General features: G+C 63.4%; 14 protein-coding genes. 5 read left to right on the top strand and 9 right to left on the bottom strand.

The features are described 5' to 3' along the window. Nucleotides 1-11 precede the first annotated feature (11 nt). The gene (locus tag JG739_RS06180; protein WP_202367357.1) at nt 12-497 is read right to left on the bottom strand and encodes a L,D-transpeptidase; all 486 of its coding nucleotides are present in this window, start codon (nt 495-497) and stop codon (nt 12-14) included. A gap of 367 nt (nt 498-864) precedes the next feature. Between JG739_RS06180 and JG739_RS06175 the strand changes: the two genes are divergently transcribed. Both JG739_RS06175 and JG739_RS06170 read left to right on the top strand, forming a co-directional pair. Continuing rightward, nucleotides 865-1,134: a hypothetical protein gene (locus JG739_RS06175; RefSeq protein WP_244749720.1), complete on the top strand. Its 270-nt coding sequence runs from the start codon at nt 865-867 to the stop codon at nt 1,132-1,134. Between the two features lie 25 nt (nt 1,135-1,159). Beyond that, nucleotides 1,160-1,327 carry a hypothetical protein gene (locus JG739_RS06170; protein ID WP_202365701.1) on the top strand — a complete coding sequence of 56 codons (168 nt, stop codon included), beginning with the start codon at nt 1,160-1,162 and terminating at the stop codon, nt 1,325-1,327. 54 nt (nt 1,328-1,381) lie between these two features. Here the strand turns inward: JG739_RS06170 and JG739_RS06165 are convergent, their stop codons facing one another. Next, nucleotides 1,382-2,068 (bottom strand): response regulator transcription factor, encoded by a 687-nt coding sequence (locus JG739_RS06165; protein ID WP_202365700.1) that lies wholly within the window; start codon nt 2,066-2,068, stop codon nt 1,382-1,384. Between the two features lie 47 nt (nt 2,069-2,115). On the opposite strand from JG739_RS06165, the gene JG739_RS06160 reads away from it, so the two are divergent. Together JG739_RS06160 and JG739_RS06155 are read left to right on the top strand one after the other, a co-directional pair. Then, the gene (locus tag JG739_RS06160; protein WP_202367356.1) at nt 2,116-2,895 is read left to right on the top strand and encodes a response regulator; all 780 of its coding nucleotides are present in this window, start codon (nt 2,116-2,118) and stop codon (nt 2,893-2,895) included. Nucleotides 2,896-2,966: 71 nt separating this feature from the next. Continuing rightward, complete coding sequence (locus JG739_RS06155; protein WP_202365699.1) at nt 2,967-5,054, top strand: PAS domain S-box protein; 2,088 nt, start codon at nt 2,967-2,969, stop codon at nt 5,052-5,054. Between the two features lie 168 nt (nt 5,055-5,222). Here JG739_RS06155 and JG739_RS06150 read toward each other — a convergent pair whose 3' ends face one another. The 6 genes from JG739_RS06150 to JG739_RS06125 all read right to left on the bottom strand — a co-directional run bounded on the left by JG739_RS06150 (nt 5,223) and on the right by JG739_RS06125 (nt 10,648). After that, nucleotides 5,223-5,633: a hypothetical protein gene (locus tag JG739_RS06150; protein ID WP_202365698.1), complete on the bottom strand. Its 411-nt coding sequence runs from the start codon at nt 5,631-5,633 to the stop codon at nt 5,223-5,225. A 264-nt stretch (nt 5,634-5,897) separates the two neighbouring features. Beyond that, nucleotides 5,898-7,184 (bottom strand): flavin monoamine oxidase family protein, encoded by a 1,287-nt coding sequence (locus tag JG739_RS06145; RefSeq protein ID WP_202365697.1) that lies wholly within the window; start codon nt 7,182-7,184, stop codon nt 5,898-5,900. Nucleotides 7,185-7,317: 133 nt separating this feature from the next. Further along, nucleotides 7,318-8,376 carry a dipeptidase gene (locus JG739_RS06140; RefSeq protein ID WP_202365696.1) on the bottom strand — a complete coding sequence of 353 codons (1,059 nt, stop codon included), beginning with the start codon at nt 8,374-8,376 and terminating at the stop codon, nt 7,318-7,320. A gap of 402 nt (nt 8,377-8,778) precedes the next feature. Then, nucleotides 8,779-9,078 (bottom strand): GNAT family N-acetyltransferase, encoded by a 300-nt coding sequence (locus tag JG739_RS06135; protein WP_202365695.1) that lies wholly within the window; start codon nt 9,076-9,078, stop codon nt 8,779-8,781. Between the two features lie 3 nt (nt 9,079-9,081). After that, a complete protein-coding gene (locus JG739_RS06130) occupies nt 9,082-9,705 on the bottom strand; it encodes an alpha/beta hydrolase (protein ID WP_202365694.1) in 624 nt (207 codons plus the stop codon). Between the two features lie 10 nt (nt 9,706-9,715). Continuing rightward, nucleotides 9,716-10,648 carry a VOC family protein gene (locus JG739_RS06125; protein WP_202365693.1) on the bottom strand — a complete coding sequence of 311 codons (933 nt, stop codon included), beginning with the start codon at nt 10,646-10,648 and terminating at the stop codon, nt 9,716-9,718. A gap of 229 nt (nt 10,649-10,877) precedes the next feature. Between JG739_RS06125 and JG739_RS06120 the strand changes: the two genes are divergently transcribed. After that, nucleotides 10,878-12,458, top strand: coding sequence for an alkaline phosphatase family protein (locus JG739_RS06120; protein WP_202365692.1), 1,581 nt, complete (start codon nt 10,878-10,880; stop codon nt 12,456-12,458). A 51-nt stretch (nt 12,459-12,509) separates the two neighbouring features. Here JG739_RS06120 and JG739_RS06115 read toward each other — a convergent pair whose 3' ends face one another. Next, nucleotides 12,510-14,006 (bottom strand): PRC-barrel domain-containing protein, encoded by a 1,497-nt coding sequence (locus tag JG739_RS06115; RefSeq protein ID WP_202365691.1) that lies wholly within the window; start codon nt 14,004-14,006, stop codon nt 12,510-12,512. Between the last annotated feature and the right edge of the window lie 136 nt (nt 14,007-14,142).

The following is a 14,142-nucleotide window of genomic DNA, read 5'->3' as shown; positions in this document are numbered from 1 at the left end:
GTCTTGGTTATCTATTTGACGATGACGATCCTGGTGTTGGCCGGACCGAAAATCTCGACAAGCTGATAGAAATCGGCGGCATTGTCCGGATGCAGCCGCACGCAGCCATGCGAGGCCGGCTGACCGAGGCGCCTTACGAAATTGGTCGCATGCACGGCATAGCCACCCTTGAAGAAGACCGAATGCGGCATCGGCGCGTTGTCATATTTCCTCGAATACCACATCTGGTGCATGCGGGTCGGCTTGAACGAGCCGGTCGGGGTGACATGCCCCTTGCCGCCGGTCGAGACTTTCCACGCGAAGGTCGGTCGGCCGTCGACGAGGACTTCCATCGTCTGTTGCGAGAGCGAAATCCGCGCCACGATCTGATTGGCGGCCCGATTGGCGGCCCCATTGGCGGCATCGGCAACGCCGTTGCCGACGCCGAACAGAAGAACCGAGCCCGCGGTGACGGCGGCGGCGATGTTGATGAGCTTGGCGGAAAGGGCAGTGTGCATGATATCCCCCTGTCTGCCGGGCATGGCCGGCTCCAATTCGATGGCCGGCTTATCGTTGGGTCACGTTTCGAATTGATTTCGCAGGGCGGACGTTCCTGTTTCGAATCTGTTTCCTCTGGTTAACGGCCGGAAGCCCATCCGAGGCATTTGCAGGGGTGATCCATGGACCGGAGGGTTGTTTGCCCGGTCGAGCCCGGACCCGCGAACAGTGCTGTCATCTCCCGGCGAAAGTGCCGTCTTCTCTCATATGAAAGAAACCTGACTCGGCTCGAAACCAATCGGCAACAAAGCGTCGACTCGAGCGGCATGATCTCGATACAGGCCACCCGCAAAGTTGACCCAACGAAAACAGCCGGCACCAACCAAGATGAACATGCAGTCGAACGCGATCTCCTGGCTGTTCAGGATAAGCATAGAAGCAGCGTTTATTTGCATGCCGCATTGTTTTCGCGACGGTCTGGATTGTGTCCAGCCTGCGCATAACCGGCTCAAGGCCCTCTGGCGGGTCGGTTTTGGGCTGATGAAGATGCGCGGCACCTCCGGCAACTTGCAGCCGAGAGGACCGAAGGCCCGCGCCGCAACGGGGGGCTCCGCTGGCGGCGCGGGCACTTCGGGGTTTTCCCTGAAGCGAACCTGAAACCAAATTTGGGGGGACGAAAACGATGAACACGAAATTTGCAGCTTCGGTGCTTTCCGCACTGCTCTACGCACAGGGCCTGCTCGGCTTTGCCGGCCTCGCCACCGTGCTTCTCAGGGATCGTGCCCATGCGAGCGAATTCGTCACGGCCAGCGAAATGCCGTCAGGTCCGTCGCTTCTTGTGGTGCGCTGAGCGCCTGGGCCTGTGGACAGTACGGTGAGGGGCTGGAAGGTTAGGGGCTGGGCCTCAGTCGGCGAACTGCGTCGGCGGATCGAACCGGTAGCCGGCACCTCTTATCGTGGTGATGGTTTCGGTGTCGAGCTTGCGGCGCAGTCGCACGATGCGCGAATCGATCGAGCGATCGAAGGCATCGGCATTTTCGGCGGGCGCGGCAGCAATGATGTCGTCGCGCGTCAAGACCTTGCGCGGACTGGCCAGGAACAATCTGAGCAGCGCCACCTGACCCGGCGACAATTGTTCTTCCGTGCCGGAGCGATGCATGACCATGGCCGACCGGAGGTCGACCGTCGCATTCTCCAGCACGACCAATTCCCCGGCGTTCCGGCCGCGCCGTGCCAGCAGGCCGCCGATACGGGCGGCGAGTTCCCTGACGTTGAGCGGGCTCTCGACGACGTCGGCGGCGCCGAGCTCGAGCGCCAGCACCTTGTCGAGGAGATCGGCCGGCCGGCAGATCAGGATGAAATCCGGCCCGCCCTCGCCGCCATGGCGCTTGAGCAGATCACGCCCTTCCGCCTGGCTGAGGCTGTCGCCGACGACGACGACATCGATGCCGTTTCCGGACAGCAAGGATTCCGCCTCCCACGGCTGCCGCACTGCGCGCACGTCATGACCGCGCCGTTCGAGATGGTCGGCGAGATCGGTTGCGACCACTTCGGCGACACAAACAAGCGCGATGATGGATCGTGCAGCCATTTTTTTTCCACCCTGCAACCGGCAACCCAGGATGAGTGCTGGACATGATGTTTATACCCAATCTACTTTCCGCTGAAAGTGGGAGCGAGAGCATCGTGCGGGCACGAATTGTCGTCGTCGAGGACGAGCCGGATCTGCGGGACGCGGTCGCCGAGTATCTCGGCGCCAGCGGCTACGATGTCGCTACGGCCGAGAGTGCGAGCGCTGCGCGAACCTTGCTGGAAACGCAGTCTTTTCACCTGGCCATCCTCGACATCGCCATGCCGGGCGAGGACGGCCTGTCGCTTGGCCGCTGGATGCGCTCGAAAACGCCGATCGGCATCATCTATGCCACTGCCGCCGGCACCGCTCTCGACCGCATCGTCGGGCTGGAACTCGGCGCCGACGACTACATCGTCAAGCCTTACGAATTGCGCGAGGTGCTGGCTCGAGTCCGCAGCGTGCTGCGCCGCGTGCCGCAGCCGGCCGAGCCGCAGACCGCCAAGGCCGAAACAACTGCCAGCCGCCGTTCCATGAGCTTCGGCCCTTTCCATGCCGATCTCGACGGTCGGTTCGTCACCGGCGCCAATGGGACGGTCATCGACCTGGCCAAGAGCGAGTTCGACGTGCTGGAGGTCTTCCTGACGCGTGCCAACCGCTTGCTGACGCGTGCGGCGATCTCCGAGGCGATCGGCTTCGCGGAAGATCCTGACTCCTCACGCGCGGTCGATATCCGCATCATGCGGCTGAGGAAGAAGATCGAGGCGGACCCGGCCAATCCGAAATTCCTGCGCACAGTCCGCGGCGAAGGCTATATCTTCTCGCTGCCGACCGGCGAAGGCAACTGAGCGGCGCGACCACTGGTAACCACTCCCGGTGGCGCGACTGTGAAATGACGGCTGACCCATGACGGTTGACCATGACGGCTGAAGCAGCACGCAGCGACAGGCACGGCGTCAGGCATGGCGCGGCGATGGCCGCTGTTCACGTCGTTCGCCGGCTTCGCGAAGCTGGCGACTGGCAGCGCGAGATGGCCAGCATCCTTGAAACGCTTTGCGTAGCCATGGATTGCCAGCGCGGCATCCTGTTTCGGCTGCGCGAGCTGCCCGGCCAGGGCTTTGCCCAGTCGGTGGCGGCCTATTGGATCGACCCGCGATATGGTGGCGAACTGGCATCGCCGACGGTGATCATGCAGTCGGTGGTCCATTCGGACCCGCTACTGGAACGGTTGGCAGAGGACGAGCGGCAAGGCAAGATCTTCGCGGGACACACGCGCGACCTCGAAGGCTTTCTGAGAGCCGACTTCGAAAAGCAGCACATCAAGTCGTTCCTGTCGGTATCGGTCTTTGCGCATGGCCATCTGTGGGGCACGCTGGCGGTCAACGACTGCGTCAACGAGCGCGAATGGACCGACGAGGAAGAGGCAACGCTGCACATCGTGGCGCTGGCCATCGGCGACGCCATCGAACGATCGCTTTCCGATGCCCACGCCAGCGAAGTCATTCGCCGCACAATGCTGCAGGCCTCGCTCGACGCCATCATCGTCATCGACGAGACCGGTTCGATCATCGAATTCAATCCGGCCGCCGAAAAGATGTTCGGTTACCAGCGCAGCAACATCCTCGGCAAGGACCTGCTCGACACCGTCGTTCCGGAATATTATCGCAAGGGCTATGTGTCGGGCGCCGAATACATGTCGGGCCGCGGCGCGCCGATGGTCGGCCAGCGGATCGAGACCGTCACCCAGAATGCTGCCGGCGAGGTCTTTCCGATCGAACTGACGGCGACCGAGATGCGGGTCGCCGACCGCCGCCTGATCTTCGGCTCGATTCGCGACCTTCGCGACAAATTGCGCGCCGAGGAGGAGATCGGCCGCCAGCGCGAAAAGCTGCACCAGAACGAGAAGATGGCGGCGATGGGCTCGCTGCTCGCCGGCGTGTCACACGAGCTCAACAACCCGCTTGCCGTGGTCGTCGCCCAATCGACATTGTTGCACGAGTTCGCTTCAGACCCGCAGACCAAGGTGCGCGCCGAAAAGGTGCGCGCCGCCGCAGAGCGTTGCGGCCGCATCGTCAAGAGCTTCCTCTCCATGGTCCGCTTGCATCCGGCGTCGCAGGCCGAGACCGACCTCAACCAGGTGGTCCGCGCCGCACTCGAAGTGACCGCCTACGGCGCCAGGTCGACCGGCATCATTATCGACACCGATTTCGCCAGCGGCCCGCTGCTGGCCATGGCCGACGCCGACCATGTGACGCAAGTGGCCGCCAATTTCCTGATAAACAGCCAGCATGCTCTGGCCGGCATCGGCGGCGACCGGCTGATCAAGGTTCGCACGTTTCGCAGCGATCGCGGCAATCCCTGTTTCTCGGTCGAGGACAACGGGCTGGGCGTGCCGGAAGCGATACGCCCTCGCATTTTCGAATCGTATTTCACCACCAAGCCGGTCGGCGTCGGCACTGGCATCGGCCTGTCGATCTCGAAATCGATCATCGAACGGCACAATGGCAATGTCTGGTTCGAGGAAGTTCAGCCGAGAGGCGCCCGTTTCGTCGTCCAGTTGCCGGCGATCTCCGGCGGCGCGGCCGCCGCCGGCGAAAGCCCGTCGCGATCGAGCGGATTGCGCCATGCGCTGATCATCGACGACGAGCCGGATGTCGCCGCGTCGCTGTCCGACATTTTGGAGTTGATGGGCATCAAGTCGCGGATAGTGCCGGCCTGGGCCTCGGCCGCCGCGACCCTGTCGGGCCATATGCCGCCGGACATCGTGTTTTCCGATCTGCGCATGCCCGGCACCAGCGGCATATCGATCTATCGCGAACTGCTCGCCGAAAAGCCTGATCTGGCGCGGCGCTTCGTTCTGGTCACCGGCGACCTGATCGGCGCCAAGGCCGAAATCGAGGCATTGCCGGCGCCGCAGCGGCCGCAGATCCTGGAAAAGCCGTTCAGCACGCTGGACGTGCGCGGCGTGCTGTCGGCCATTGCCGAGCAGGCCGCATTGGGCAGCTAAAGCCGCCAGGACTTTTGATGCCGCGGGACAGCGCCCTCCTCTGTCCTGCCGGACAGAGGGGGGCGCGAAGGATCGCCACAGATCGGTATCCCAGGGTCTGCGCCGCGTCGCTTCGCTCCTTTCTTCGCCATGGAGGCATGGTGGAGCGCTGGAGGGTCGCTCAGAACATCAAAAAACGTTCGGCGTATCGGTCAGCGGCGTGGCATTAGCGATCACGCGGACCGCGCGAGCCTTGTGAATGCCGGATTGCTCGGCAATGACGCGCAGGCAGTCCGCACTCTCGGCGCCCCAGGCCTGCCCCTTGCAGACAAAATCGATCTCCGGCATCGGCAGCCGCGCGGTCTTGGTCGTGGTCGGCGCGCCCTTGACGATGTTTGCCGGCGGGTTCAGTGAAGCAAAGGCGGGACCAACGGTCGGCGCCAACGCCATGCCGGCGAACGCGGCGGCGCCCAGCACCACGAACAGCGCCATCGGATGGTCGTTGGCGCGCTGGCGCAGCGCCAGCTTCGGTCGCCGATCGTTGCGCTCCGGCGCTTGCAGACGACGCTCATTGCAGGCAGTCCGGATTTTCGTATACATCGCGCTACCCTTCGCCGATCTTCTTTTTCTGTTAAAACGAACCTACTCGCAGCTTGTAACGGACGAACGACGCAGGCAAACTGGCCGTGTAACAGTTTTGAAACGGGAATTCGGCGGGCGGTCATGCAGGGGGCGAGGCAGTTCGTTGCCGAACTGTTTTCGTCCAGTCGCATGTTCACGGATCAAATCACGCCGCCGCTCTGGCCCGGCCGGCATCCGGTCGCCGGCTCCGGCGCCTCGCCTGCGACCATGACGCGCTTGTGATTACTGCGGATTAAATTCCGAGAGGATCCTTTGTGCCGCAATGCGCCCAGCTACGATTGCGCCTTCGACATAGCCCGGAAACGACGGCGACAATTCCGAGGATGCGAAATACACTGGCGGCGCGCCAGCCAGGATGGTTTGTTCGGCCTCGGTGGCACCCGTATCGATGATGAGATCGCTGTAGCCGCCGCCGCTCCAGCGATCATCGGTCCAGTCGCGATAGCTGAAATCGGTGAACTTGCCTGCATCCGTGCCGAGCGCCTGCTGCAGACGCGCCATAACCTCGGTGCGCAACGCGGCATCTCCCAGTTCCCGCCAGCGGAGGGCAAGCGGCCCGCCGACGAAGACGACCAACGCAGGGTGGCCGTCGTCCTTGCTGGCTTCACAAGCAAAAAGTGCCGGCGGATCGCGCCACATTACCATACCGCTCAAGCCCTTGGCGCGCCAAAAGGCTGTGGCATAGCGCAGCTGTATTTTGATCACCGCGCCGCTTTGCCAGACGCCGAAGGCCTTTTGCAAGGCAGCCGGCAGCGGCGGCGCAAAGTCCAGCTTCGAAGCCATCATCGGCGGCATCGCGATCAGCGCTATTCGAGCCGTGATCGAGCCCGCCGTCGACGCGAGACGAACGCCTCCCGGTCTGCGCTCGATCGTTCTGACCGGCGCGTTCAATCGCAGGCGGTCGCCGAGATCGCCAGCCAGATCATCCGCCACGGACTGCATGGTCTCGCGTACGAAATACTGCAGCTCCGACACCTCATTGGTGATACGGCGGTCATTGTCGATGAGGTGCCAAAGCGGCAGTTTTTCGAGTGCCTGACACCACAGACCCTCGATCATTGAGCGGAAAGCCGCCTTGGCCTCACCGGGATCGTTCTGGCGTTCGAGCCATGCGGCGACGGTCAAGCCGGCGATAGCCAGATCGTCCGGTGCGATCGCGTTCATGCGGTCGCGGATCGACATCGAGGCGTGGTAGATTCGCTCGGCTTGCTTTGCGCCGGTCAGCGGCTGGGCAACGAGCTCGCCCTTGGCATAGGTTTCGACCAACATCTTGCCGCGCGTCCGCACCAGGGCCATCAGTTCCGGCATGTCCTCGCACAGGAACTGAGCGCCGCTGTCGATCCGCTCGCCAAGCCCGTTCAACTGGGACTCGACCCGCCCGCCGACGCGGCCGCGCGCCTCGAGCAGCGTAAAATCGATGCCGGCCCTGCTCAATTCATGCGCGGCTGACAGGCCGGCAAAGCCGGCACCGACGATGGCGACATCGGTTCGTGGGGTCGGGCGCTTCAAGAGCCGGCCTTGAAGGTCTCGAAGCCCGCGATCTTCAGCGGCTTGAACTTCAGAGACAACGGTCCTGTCGAGATCATCGAAACCCCGCCCGATCGAAATGCAGGTCGCTGGCTACTCTGCCGGGCGACCCGCTTTAGCCAATGGTCTTTTCCAGCATGCTTATCCAGTTGCGGTAGGCGATTTTCTCGATCAGCGCGCGACCGAAGCCGCGCGCGGCGAACGCGTCGAGCAGCTTCGGCAGGCCGGTGACGTCACCGATCACAGCCGGGATCATGGCGCCGTCGAAGTCGGACCCGAGCCCGACGCCGTCTTCGCCCAGCGCCTGCAGCAGTGAATCGACATGGCGCACCATGATGTCGAGACTGGTATCGGCATTCATCTTGCCGTCTTCGCGCAAAAACCCGGTCGCGAAATTCAGCCCGACCATGCCGCCCGAGTCGCGGATCGCGCCGAGCTGCCATTCGGTGAGGTTACGCGAATGGCCGCAGATCGCATGGACATTGGAATGGGTCGCGACCAGTGGTGCGTCGCTGATCTCGGCGACGTCGCGAAACCCCTTCTCGTTGAGGTGCGAGAGATCGACCATGATGCCGAGCTGGTTGCAGGCCTTGACCAACGCCTTGCCGGCATCGGTCAGGCCAGGTCCGGTGTCGGGCGTCGACGGGAAACGGAACGGCACGCCATGGCCGAAAGCGTTCGGGCGGCTCCAGACGATGCCGAGCGAGCGCAAGCCGGCCGCATGCAGCACGTCAAGCATGGTCAGTTCGGGGTCGATCGCCTCGACGCCTTCGATATGGAATACCGCTGCGATCGACCCTTGCGCCATCGCGTTTCGCACATCGCCGGCGCGGCGGCAGACGGTGAGCGCCGACGCTCGTTCCAGCCTGAACAGGATCGAGGCCATGGCGATGGTGGAAGCAAGCGCGTCGGCGCGCGGAATTTCAGGCGGCAAGGGCTCGATATCGCTCGGCGCGGGAGGAACCGCACTGCGCTTGGATTTCTCGACCGGCGGCGGAAAAATCGCAAACATGCCGCCGGCAAAGCCGCCCTGTTTCGCACGCGGCAAGTCGATGTGGCCACCCGATGTTCCCTCGATGAACAGCTTTTCGACATCCGCGTCTTTCGACTGATAGAGCCTGAGCAGCGTGTCGTTGTGGCCGTCGAAGACGGGAACAAGATCGGTTTCGGTCATCAAGGGATCATTTCGGTTCGATTGGTCGGGCGGGCAATATCCTACTTAGGCAAGGCAATACCCACTAGGCAAGACGAGCGGTCGAACCATCGGGTAGCAGACGCCGAATTGAAGGCGAGGGGCTTTGGGCGCGGTCTTGCCTTCTCCCCTTGTGGGAGAAGGTGGATCGGCGCGCAGCGCCGAGACGGAAGAGGGGTGTTGGACGGAGTGCTGTTCGTGCAAGCTGGAACACCCCTCATCCGGCCGCTTTGCGGCCACCTTCTCCCACAAGGGGAGAAGGGGGAGCCACGACCCACTGGGTAAGACTGGCCATAGGTAAGACTGGCAATCTGCGCAATGAAGCGATGCGCTTGTGGCTGCCCGCCCGCAACCGTCATCGGCGCCGGAGGTCTGGGACCGGCGCTATTGCTTCAACACGTCGGCCCATTCCGGGTGACGATGGAACTGGGCGTTGGCGAACGGACAGAGCGGGATGATCTTCTTGCCCGCCGTACGCGCGTCCTCGACGGCGCGGGTGACGAGCCTGAGCCCCGCGCCCTGGCCGCGAAACGCATCCGGCACTTCGGTGTGGTCGATGATGATCTGGTGCTCGCCGATCTTGGTAAAAGTCATCTCCGCCTCAGCGCCATCAGGCCCGCGCAGGAGATATCGACCCTTGGAACCGCGGTCCTCCAGTTCGATCTCCGGCAATTGGTCAGCCATTGCTTACGCTCCTTCTGCCAGCGTAGCGGACAGGAACCGCCGCGCCGCCTCGATCTCGTTCGACTGAACCTCATGGCCGCCGTCGTGCCATTCCACTGTGACATCGGCGCCATCGGCACGCAAATAGGCTTCGAGCCGGACGGTCAGGTTCGGCGGGCAGATCGGATCGCGTTTGCCTGCTGTGACCAGGATGCGGCGGCCGGCGAGACTGCCCTTCACCTCCGGCTCGAACGGGATCAGGGGATGCATCAGCACCGCTGCGTCGAACAGAGAGGGCGCCGCGAACACCACCGAAGCCAGGATGTTGGCACCGTTGGAATAGCCGAGGCCAAGCACCGACGCGGGCTTTGACGCCTCGACATGCGTCCTGACGAAGCCAACCATCTTGTCCGTCGCCCGCGCCAGGTCGTCCATGTCGTAGACGCCCTCGCCGGTGCGGCGAAAGAAGCGCGCAGCGCCGTCTTCCGAGACATCGCCGCGCGGCGAAACGATGGTCGCCTGCGGCGCCAGATCGCGCCCGAGCGACAGAAGCTGGTTCTCGTCGGCCCCGGTGCCGTGGAAGACGAAGAGCAGCGATCCATCAGGCGAACCGGGCAGTGTTTTGTAGGTATAGGCGTCCTTGCTCATGGTCTTGTCCTCAGTCTTCCAGCTTTTGCAGATGTTGCTCTAGATAGGGCCTCAGATGCTGGTGCTGCGACGGCAGCTTCAGCGCCTCGCCAAGGTGGGCGGCGTCCTCGTCGCGGTCGAAGCCCGGCTCGCTGGTGGCGACTTCGAACAGCACGCCGCCCGGCGTGCGGAAATAGATCGCCCAGAAATAGTCGCGGTCGATCACTGGCGTCACCTGGTAGCCGGTGTCCATCAGCGCCTTGCGCACTTCGAGCTGCTTGGCGCGGTTTTCGACAGCGAAGGCGACGTGGTGGACCGAGCCGGCGCCGAGATCGGCAAAAGCGGCGCCCGGCAGCGATTCGATATCGACGAAGTTGGCGCCGTTGCCGTCCTTCACCGCCAGCCTTCTTACAGTGCCGGACGTGTCGACTTCCTCATAGCCCATGAATTTCAGCAGTTCCTCCGTGGCGCCGCCATCTTTCAGCCTGAGCGACACCGAGTGAAAGCCGCGGATCGCCTCGTCGGAGGGAACATTGCCCTTCGCCCACGGCGTGCGGGTGTCGGCCTTGTTCTCGACCAGCGCAAACCCGTCGCCATCGGGACCGGCGAAGCCAAGGCGTTTCTCGCCGAAGCTCTCGTCGCGCGAGAGGCCGGCGACGCCCTGATCGGCAAAACGCTTTTCCCAATAGGCGAGCGTGCCTTCGGGAACCGAATAGACCGTGGTACCGACCTCGCCAACGCCGTGGCGGCCCTTGCCGATGTTGGGAAACGGAAAATAGGTCATCACCGAACCGGGCGTGCCGAGTTCGTCGGCATAGTAGAGATGGTAGACATCCGGGGCGTCGAAATTGACGGTTTTCTTGACCCGGCGCAGGCCGAGCTTTTTGGTGAAGAACGCGTTGTTCTGGCGCGCATCCCTGGCCATCGAGGTGACGTGATGCAGACCCTTGATCTGGTCGAGCATTTTCCTGCTCCTTCCTTGTCCTGTGCGGCCCGTGCCGCGGTCCACGCCAATATGAGGAGCCGCCAGCCGGCGGCAAAGGCCGTAAACACAGAATGGACTGTGCTATAAATGTGAACAATAAGGCGATTTTCGTTCACCATTCAACGAACACCTAAGGCTTGTGTCGCCACAAAAATTCGGCTCCGGTGACCGGCAGGTATTCGCGGCACGTTTCAATGAGGAGACAGCATTGGTCAGAAAAGACAGACGCCCGAATGTTCTCCTGATCACCTGCGACCAGTGGCGCGGCGACTGCCTGTCGGCGGCGGGCCACAAGGTGGTGCGAACGCCGAATGCCGACGCGCTCGCCGCCGAGGGCGTGCTGTTTCGACGGCACTTTGGCGGGGCGGCGCCCTGCTCGCCGGCACGCGCCTGCCTCTACACCGGCCTTTACCAGATGAACAATCGCGTCTGCCGCAACGGCACGCCGCTCGACTCCCGCCATGGCAACATCGCGCTCTCGGCACGCAGTCTCGGCTATGATCCGACGCTGTTCGGCTATACCGACGTGTCGCCCGATCCGCGCATGCTGGCGCCAGGCGACCCGCGGCTGAAAAGCTATGAAGGCGTGCTGCCCGGCTTCACCGTTCGCCAACTCCTGCCGGAGCACCAGAAACCGTGGCTGTCATGGCTCAAGGCGCGCGGCATCGATAGCAGCGCCGGTTTTCCCGACATCCATCGGCCAGCGGACGATATCGTTGACGCTACGACGGACGGCGCCGTGACCACCTCACCGCCCGTCTACTCGAAGGACGAGACCCCAGCCGCCTTCCTGACCGGCGAATTCGTCCGCTGGCTCGGCGAGCAGGAGCGCGACACACCGTGGTTCGCGCATCTTTCCTTCCTCAGCCCGCATCCGCCCTTCATCGTGCCGGAGCCTTACAACAGCATGTATGATCCGGCCGAGGGTCCGGCTTTCCGCCGCGCCGCGAGCTGGCAGGCCGAGGCGCAGAACCACCCCTACCTTGCCTATGAACTTGGCCAGCAGCAGCGGGCAAATTTCCGCCCCGGCGCCGAGGGCAAGGTGCGCGACTGGGGCGACGACAATTTTCGCCGCATCCGCGCGCTCTATTACGGCATGATCTCGGAAGTCGACGCGCAGCTTGGCCGGATCTGGCAGGCGGTCAAGGCGGCGGATGCCTGGGACGACACCATCGTCGTGCTGACCTCTGACCATGCCGAGATGATGGGCGACCATTTCATGCTGGGCAAGGGCGGCTTCTTCGACGGCAGTTTTCATATTCCGCTGATCATCCGCGACCCGCGTCGCCGCAAGGCGGGCGGCGCCAGCGTCGACCGCTTCACCGAAGCGGTGGACATAGCGCCGACATTGCTCGACCTGCTTGGCGAGGTGTCCCCGCCGCATCTCGACGGACAATCGCTGAAGCCGTTCCTGGATGGCCGGGAGCCGGGCAATTGGCGCGAAGCCGCGCATTGGGAGTTCGATTTCCGCTCGGTTGCCGACGGTCATGCCGAGCGCCATTTCGGCATCGGTCCGCGCCACTGCAATCTGGCCGTCATCCGCACGAAACAATTCAAATATGTACATTTCGGCGGCGGCCTGACGCCGCTGCTGTTCGACCTGGAGCAGAATCGAGACGAGCTGACCAATGTCGCTGCCGATCCGGCCTATCTGCCGGTCCGGCTGGAGCTTGCCGAAAGGCTGCTTGCCTGGCGGGCCGAACATCTCGATCAGTCGCTGGCGCTCGCCGAATTGACCGAGGATGGCGTTGCCGGCCACGTCGCAGGCCTGCCACCTTTCCAGTCATGAAAAAGGCCCGCGCCGTTGCCGGCACGGGCTTTTTTTCGTCGTTAGAGCGAATTACCGCATCATCATGCGCTGCTCGTCGCGCTTCTCTGCATAGGTGCCCTTGTCGTAGGCGACCTGCGCCTCTAGCTGCTCCTTGGTGAAGTTCGTGTAGAGATAGCGGTTGCCATCCTTGTCGGTCATGAATTTCAGGTTGTCCATGCCGACCGCCACTTCCTTCTCGCCAACCCCGAGGAAACCGCCGACGTCGATGATGACGGCGTCGACCTTCTTGTCGCCGGTCAGCACGACGTCGCCAATCTCACCGACATTGACATCGTTGGCGCCATAGACGGTGGTTCCAACCAGGTCCTCGGACCGGATTTCGTTGATCGGCATTTCGGTCAGCGCCGACTTGTCGATCGCCGCGGTCTTCGTCTGGTCGGGGGCCGCGGCGTCAGGCGTTGCTGCTGGAGCCTCGGCTGTCTTGTCCATGGGTGCCGGAGCAGTGGGGTCAGGCGTTGCCGCCGGAGCCTCGGCTGTCTTGTCCGCCGGGGCTAGGGCCGGAGCTTCGGCTGTCTTGTCCATTGGAGCTGGAGCAGCGGTGTCAGGCGTTGCCGCCGGAGCTTCCGCAGTCTTCTCCGCCGGGGCTGGCGCCGCAGTGACAGTAGGGGTGGTCGTCACAGGGGCCGGCGTCGCCGCGTCAGTCGATGCGGTTGTCGCCGGGGCGGGATCATAGGGCTCACGATTGAACTCCGGCAGCGCCTCCAGATCCTCCTTCGTGGTCTCGGCCACCAGCCAGCGACCGCCGTCCCTCTCCGCCCACTTGGCCTTGTCGAACTGATAGGCGACATTCTTTTCGCCCACCTCAAGGAAGCCGCCGACGCCGATGATCAGCGACTCGGCCTTGCCATTCTTGGCCAGAACGATGTCGTTCACGTCGCCAATGTTTTGAGCGTCGTCGCCAGTACCGTTGTAGACGGTTTCGCCGATGATGTTGGTGGCAAGGTTCCCATCAGCGCGCTTCATGGGTTCGGCCGGAGCCGGTTCAGCCGGAGCCGCCGGAGCGTTCTGTGCGGTGGTATCGGTCGCGCCAGAAGGGGCTGGAGGAGCCGCAGCCGTGGTGTCGGTCGCCGCAGGGGCCGGATCGTAAGGCGTGCGGTCGAAGTCCGGCTGAGCCGTCAGCTCATCCTTCGTGGTTTCGGCAATCAGCCAGCGGTCGCCACCCCGTTCGGCCCATTGCAGCTTGTTGTAGTCGAAAGCGACGTTCTTGGCGCCAACGCCAAGGAAGCCGCCGACGCCGATGACGACGGATTTGGCCTGGCCGTTTTCATCGAAGACGACATCACTGACATTGCCGATGTTCTCGGCATCATCGCCTGTGCCGTTATAGACCGATTCACCAATGATATTGGTCACCAGGCTGCCGTCGGCGCGCGCAACGGGAGCCGCCGGAGCGGTCTCCTGGACCGCCGGGTCCTGGGTCGGCGCCGGGGTTGTGGCTTCCTGCGCATACGCACCGGTCGCAATCAACGCTGCCAGTGCGGTGGTGGATAAAAGGGTGCGGATCATCGTAATCCTCCTCGTGCGTTATCTCGCGCCGCGAGCAGGAGAGATCAGCCGCGGCGTTACATGGTCACAACGTCGTGACCGCGCCGTTGTTCCGACACCATGCGACCGTTGTGAAAAAACCGCCCGAATCACGCTG

The sequence above is a fragment of the Mesorhizobium sp. L-2-11 genome, assembly GCF_016756595.1.
GTDB lineage: Bacteria > Pseudomonadota > Alphaproteobacteria > Rhizobiales > Rhizobiaceae > Mesorhizobium.
This window is presented reverse-complemented; position numbering and strand designations above follow the sequence as displayed.

Coding starts and splice junctions, on each gene's coding strand:
- JG739_RS06180 (WP_202367357.1), bottom strand. CDS start 497: ATGCACACTGCCCTTTCCGCCAAGCTCATCAACATCGCCGCCGCCGTC.
- JG739_RS06175 (WP_244749720.1), top strand. CDS start 865: ATGAACATGCAGTCGAACGCGATCTCCTGGCTGTTCAGGATAAGCATA.
- JG739_RS06170 (WP_202365701.1), top strand. CDS start 1,160: ATGAACACGAAATTTGCAGCTTCGGTGCTTTCCGCACTGCTCTACGCA.
- JG739_RS06165 (WP_202365700.1), bottom strand. CDS start 2,068: ATGGCTGCACGATCCATCATCGCGCTTGTTTGTGTCGCCGAAGTGGTC.
- JG739_RS06160 (WP_202367356.1), top strand. CDS start 2,116: ATGTTTATACCCAATCTACTTTCCGCTGAAAGTGGGAGCGAGAGCATC.
- JG739_RS06155 (WP_202365699.1), top strand. CDS start 2,967: ATGACGGCTGAAGCAGCACGCAGCGACAGGCACGGCGTCAGGCATGGC.
- JG739_RS06150 (WP_202365698.1), bottom strand. CDS start 5,633: ATGTATACGAAAATCCGGACTGCCTGCAATGAGCGTCGTCTGCAAGCG.
- JG739_RS06140 (WP_202365696.1), bottom strand. CDS start 8,376: ATGACCGAAACCGATCTTGTTCCCGTCTTCGACGGCCACAACGACACG.
- JG739_RS06135 (WP_202365695.1), bottom strand. CDS start 9,078: ATGGCTGACCAATTGCCGGAGATCGAACTGGAGGACCGCGGTTCCAAG.
- JG739_RS06130 (WP_202365694.1), bottom strand. CDS start 9,705: ATGAGCAAGGACGCCTATACCTACAAAACACTGCCCGGTTCGCCTGAT.
- JG739_RS06125 (WP_202365693.1), bottom strand. CDS start 10,648: ATGCTCGACCAGATCAAGGGTCTGCATCACGTCACCTCGATGGCCAGG.
- JG739_RS06115 (WP_202365691.1), bottom strand. CDS start 14,006: ATGATCCGCACCCTTTTATCCACCACCGCACTGGCAGCGTTGATTGCG.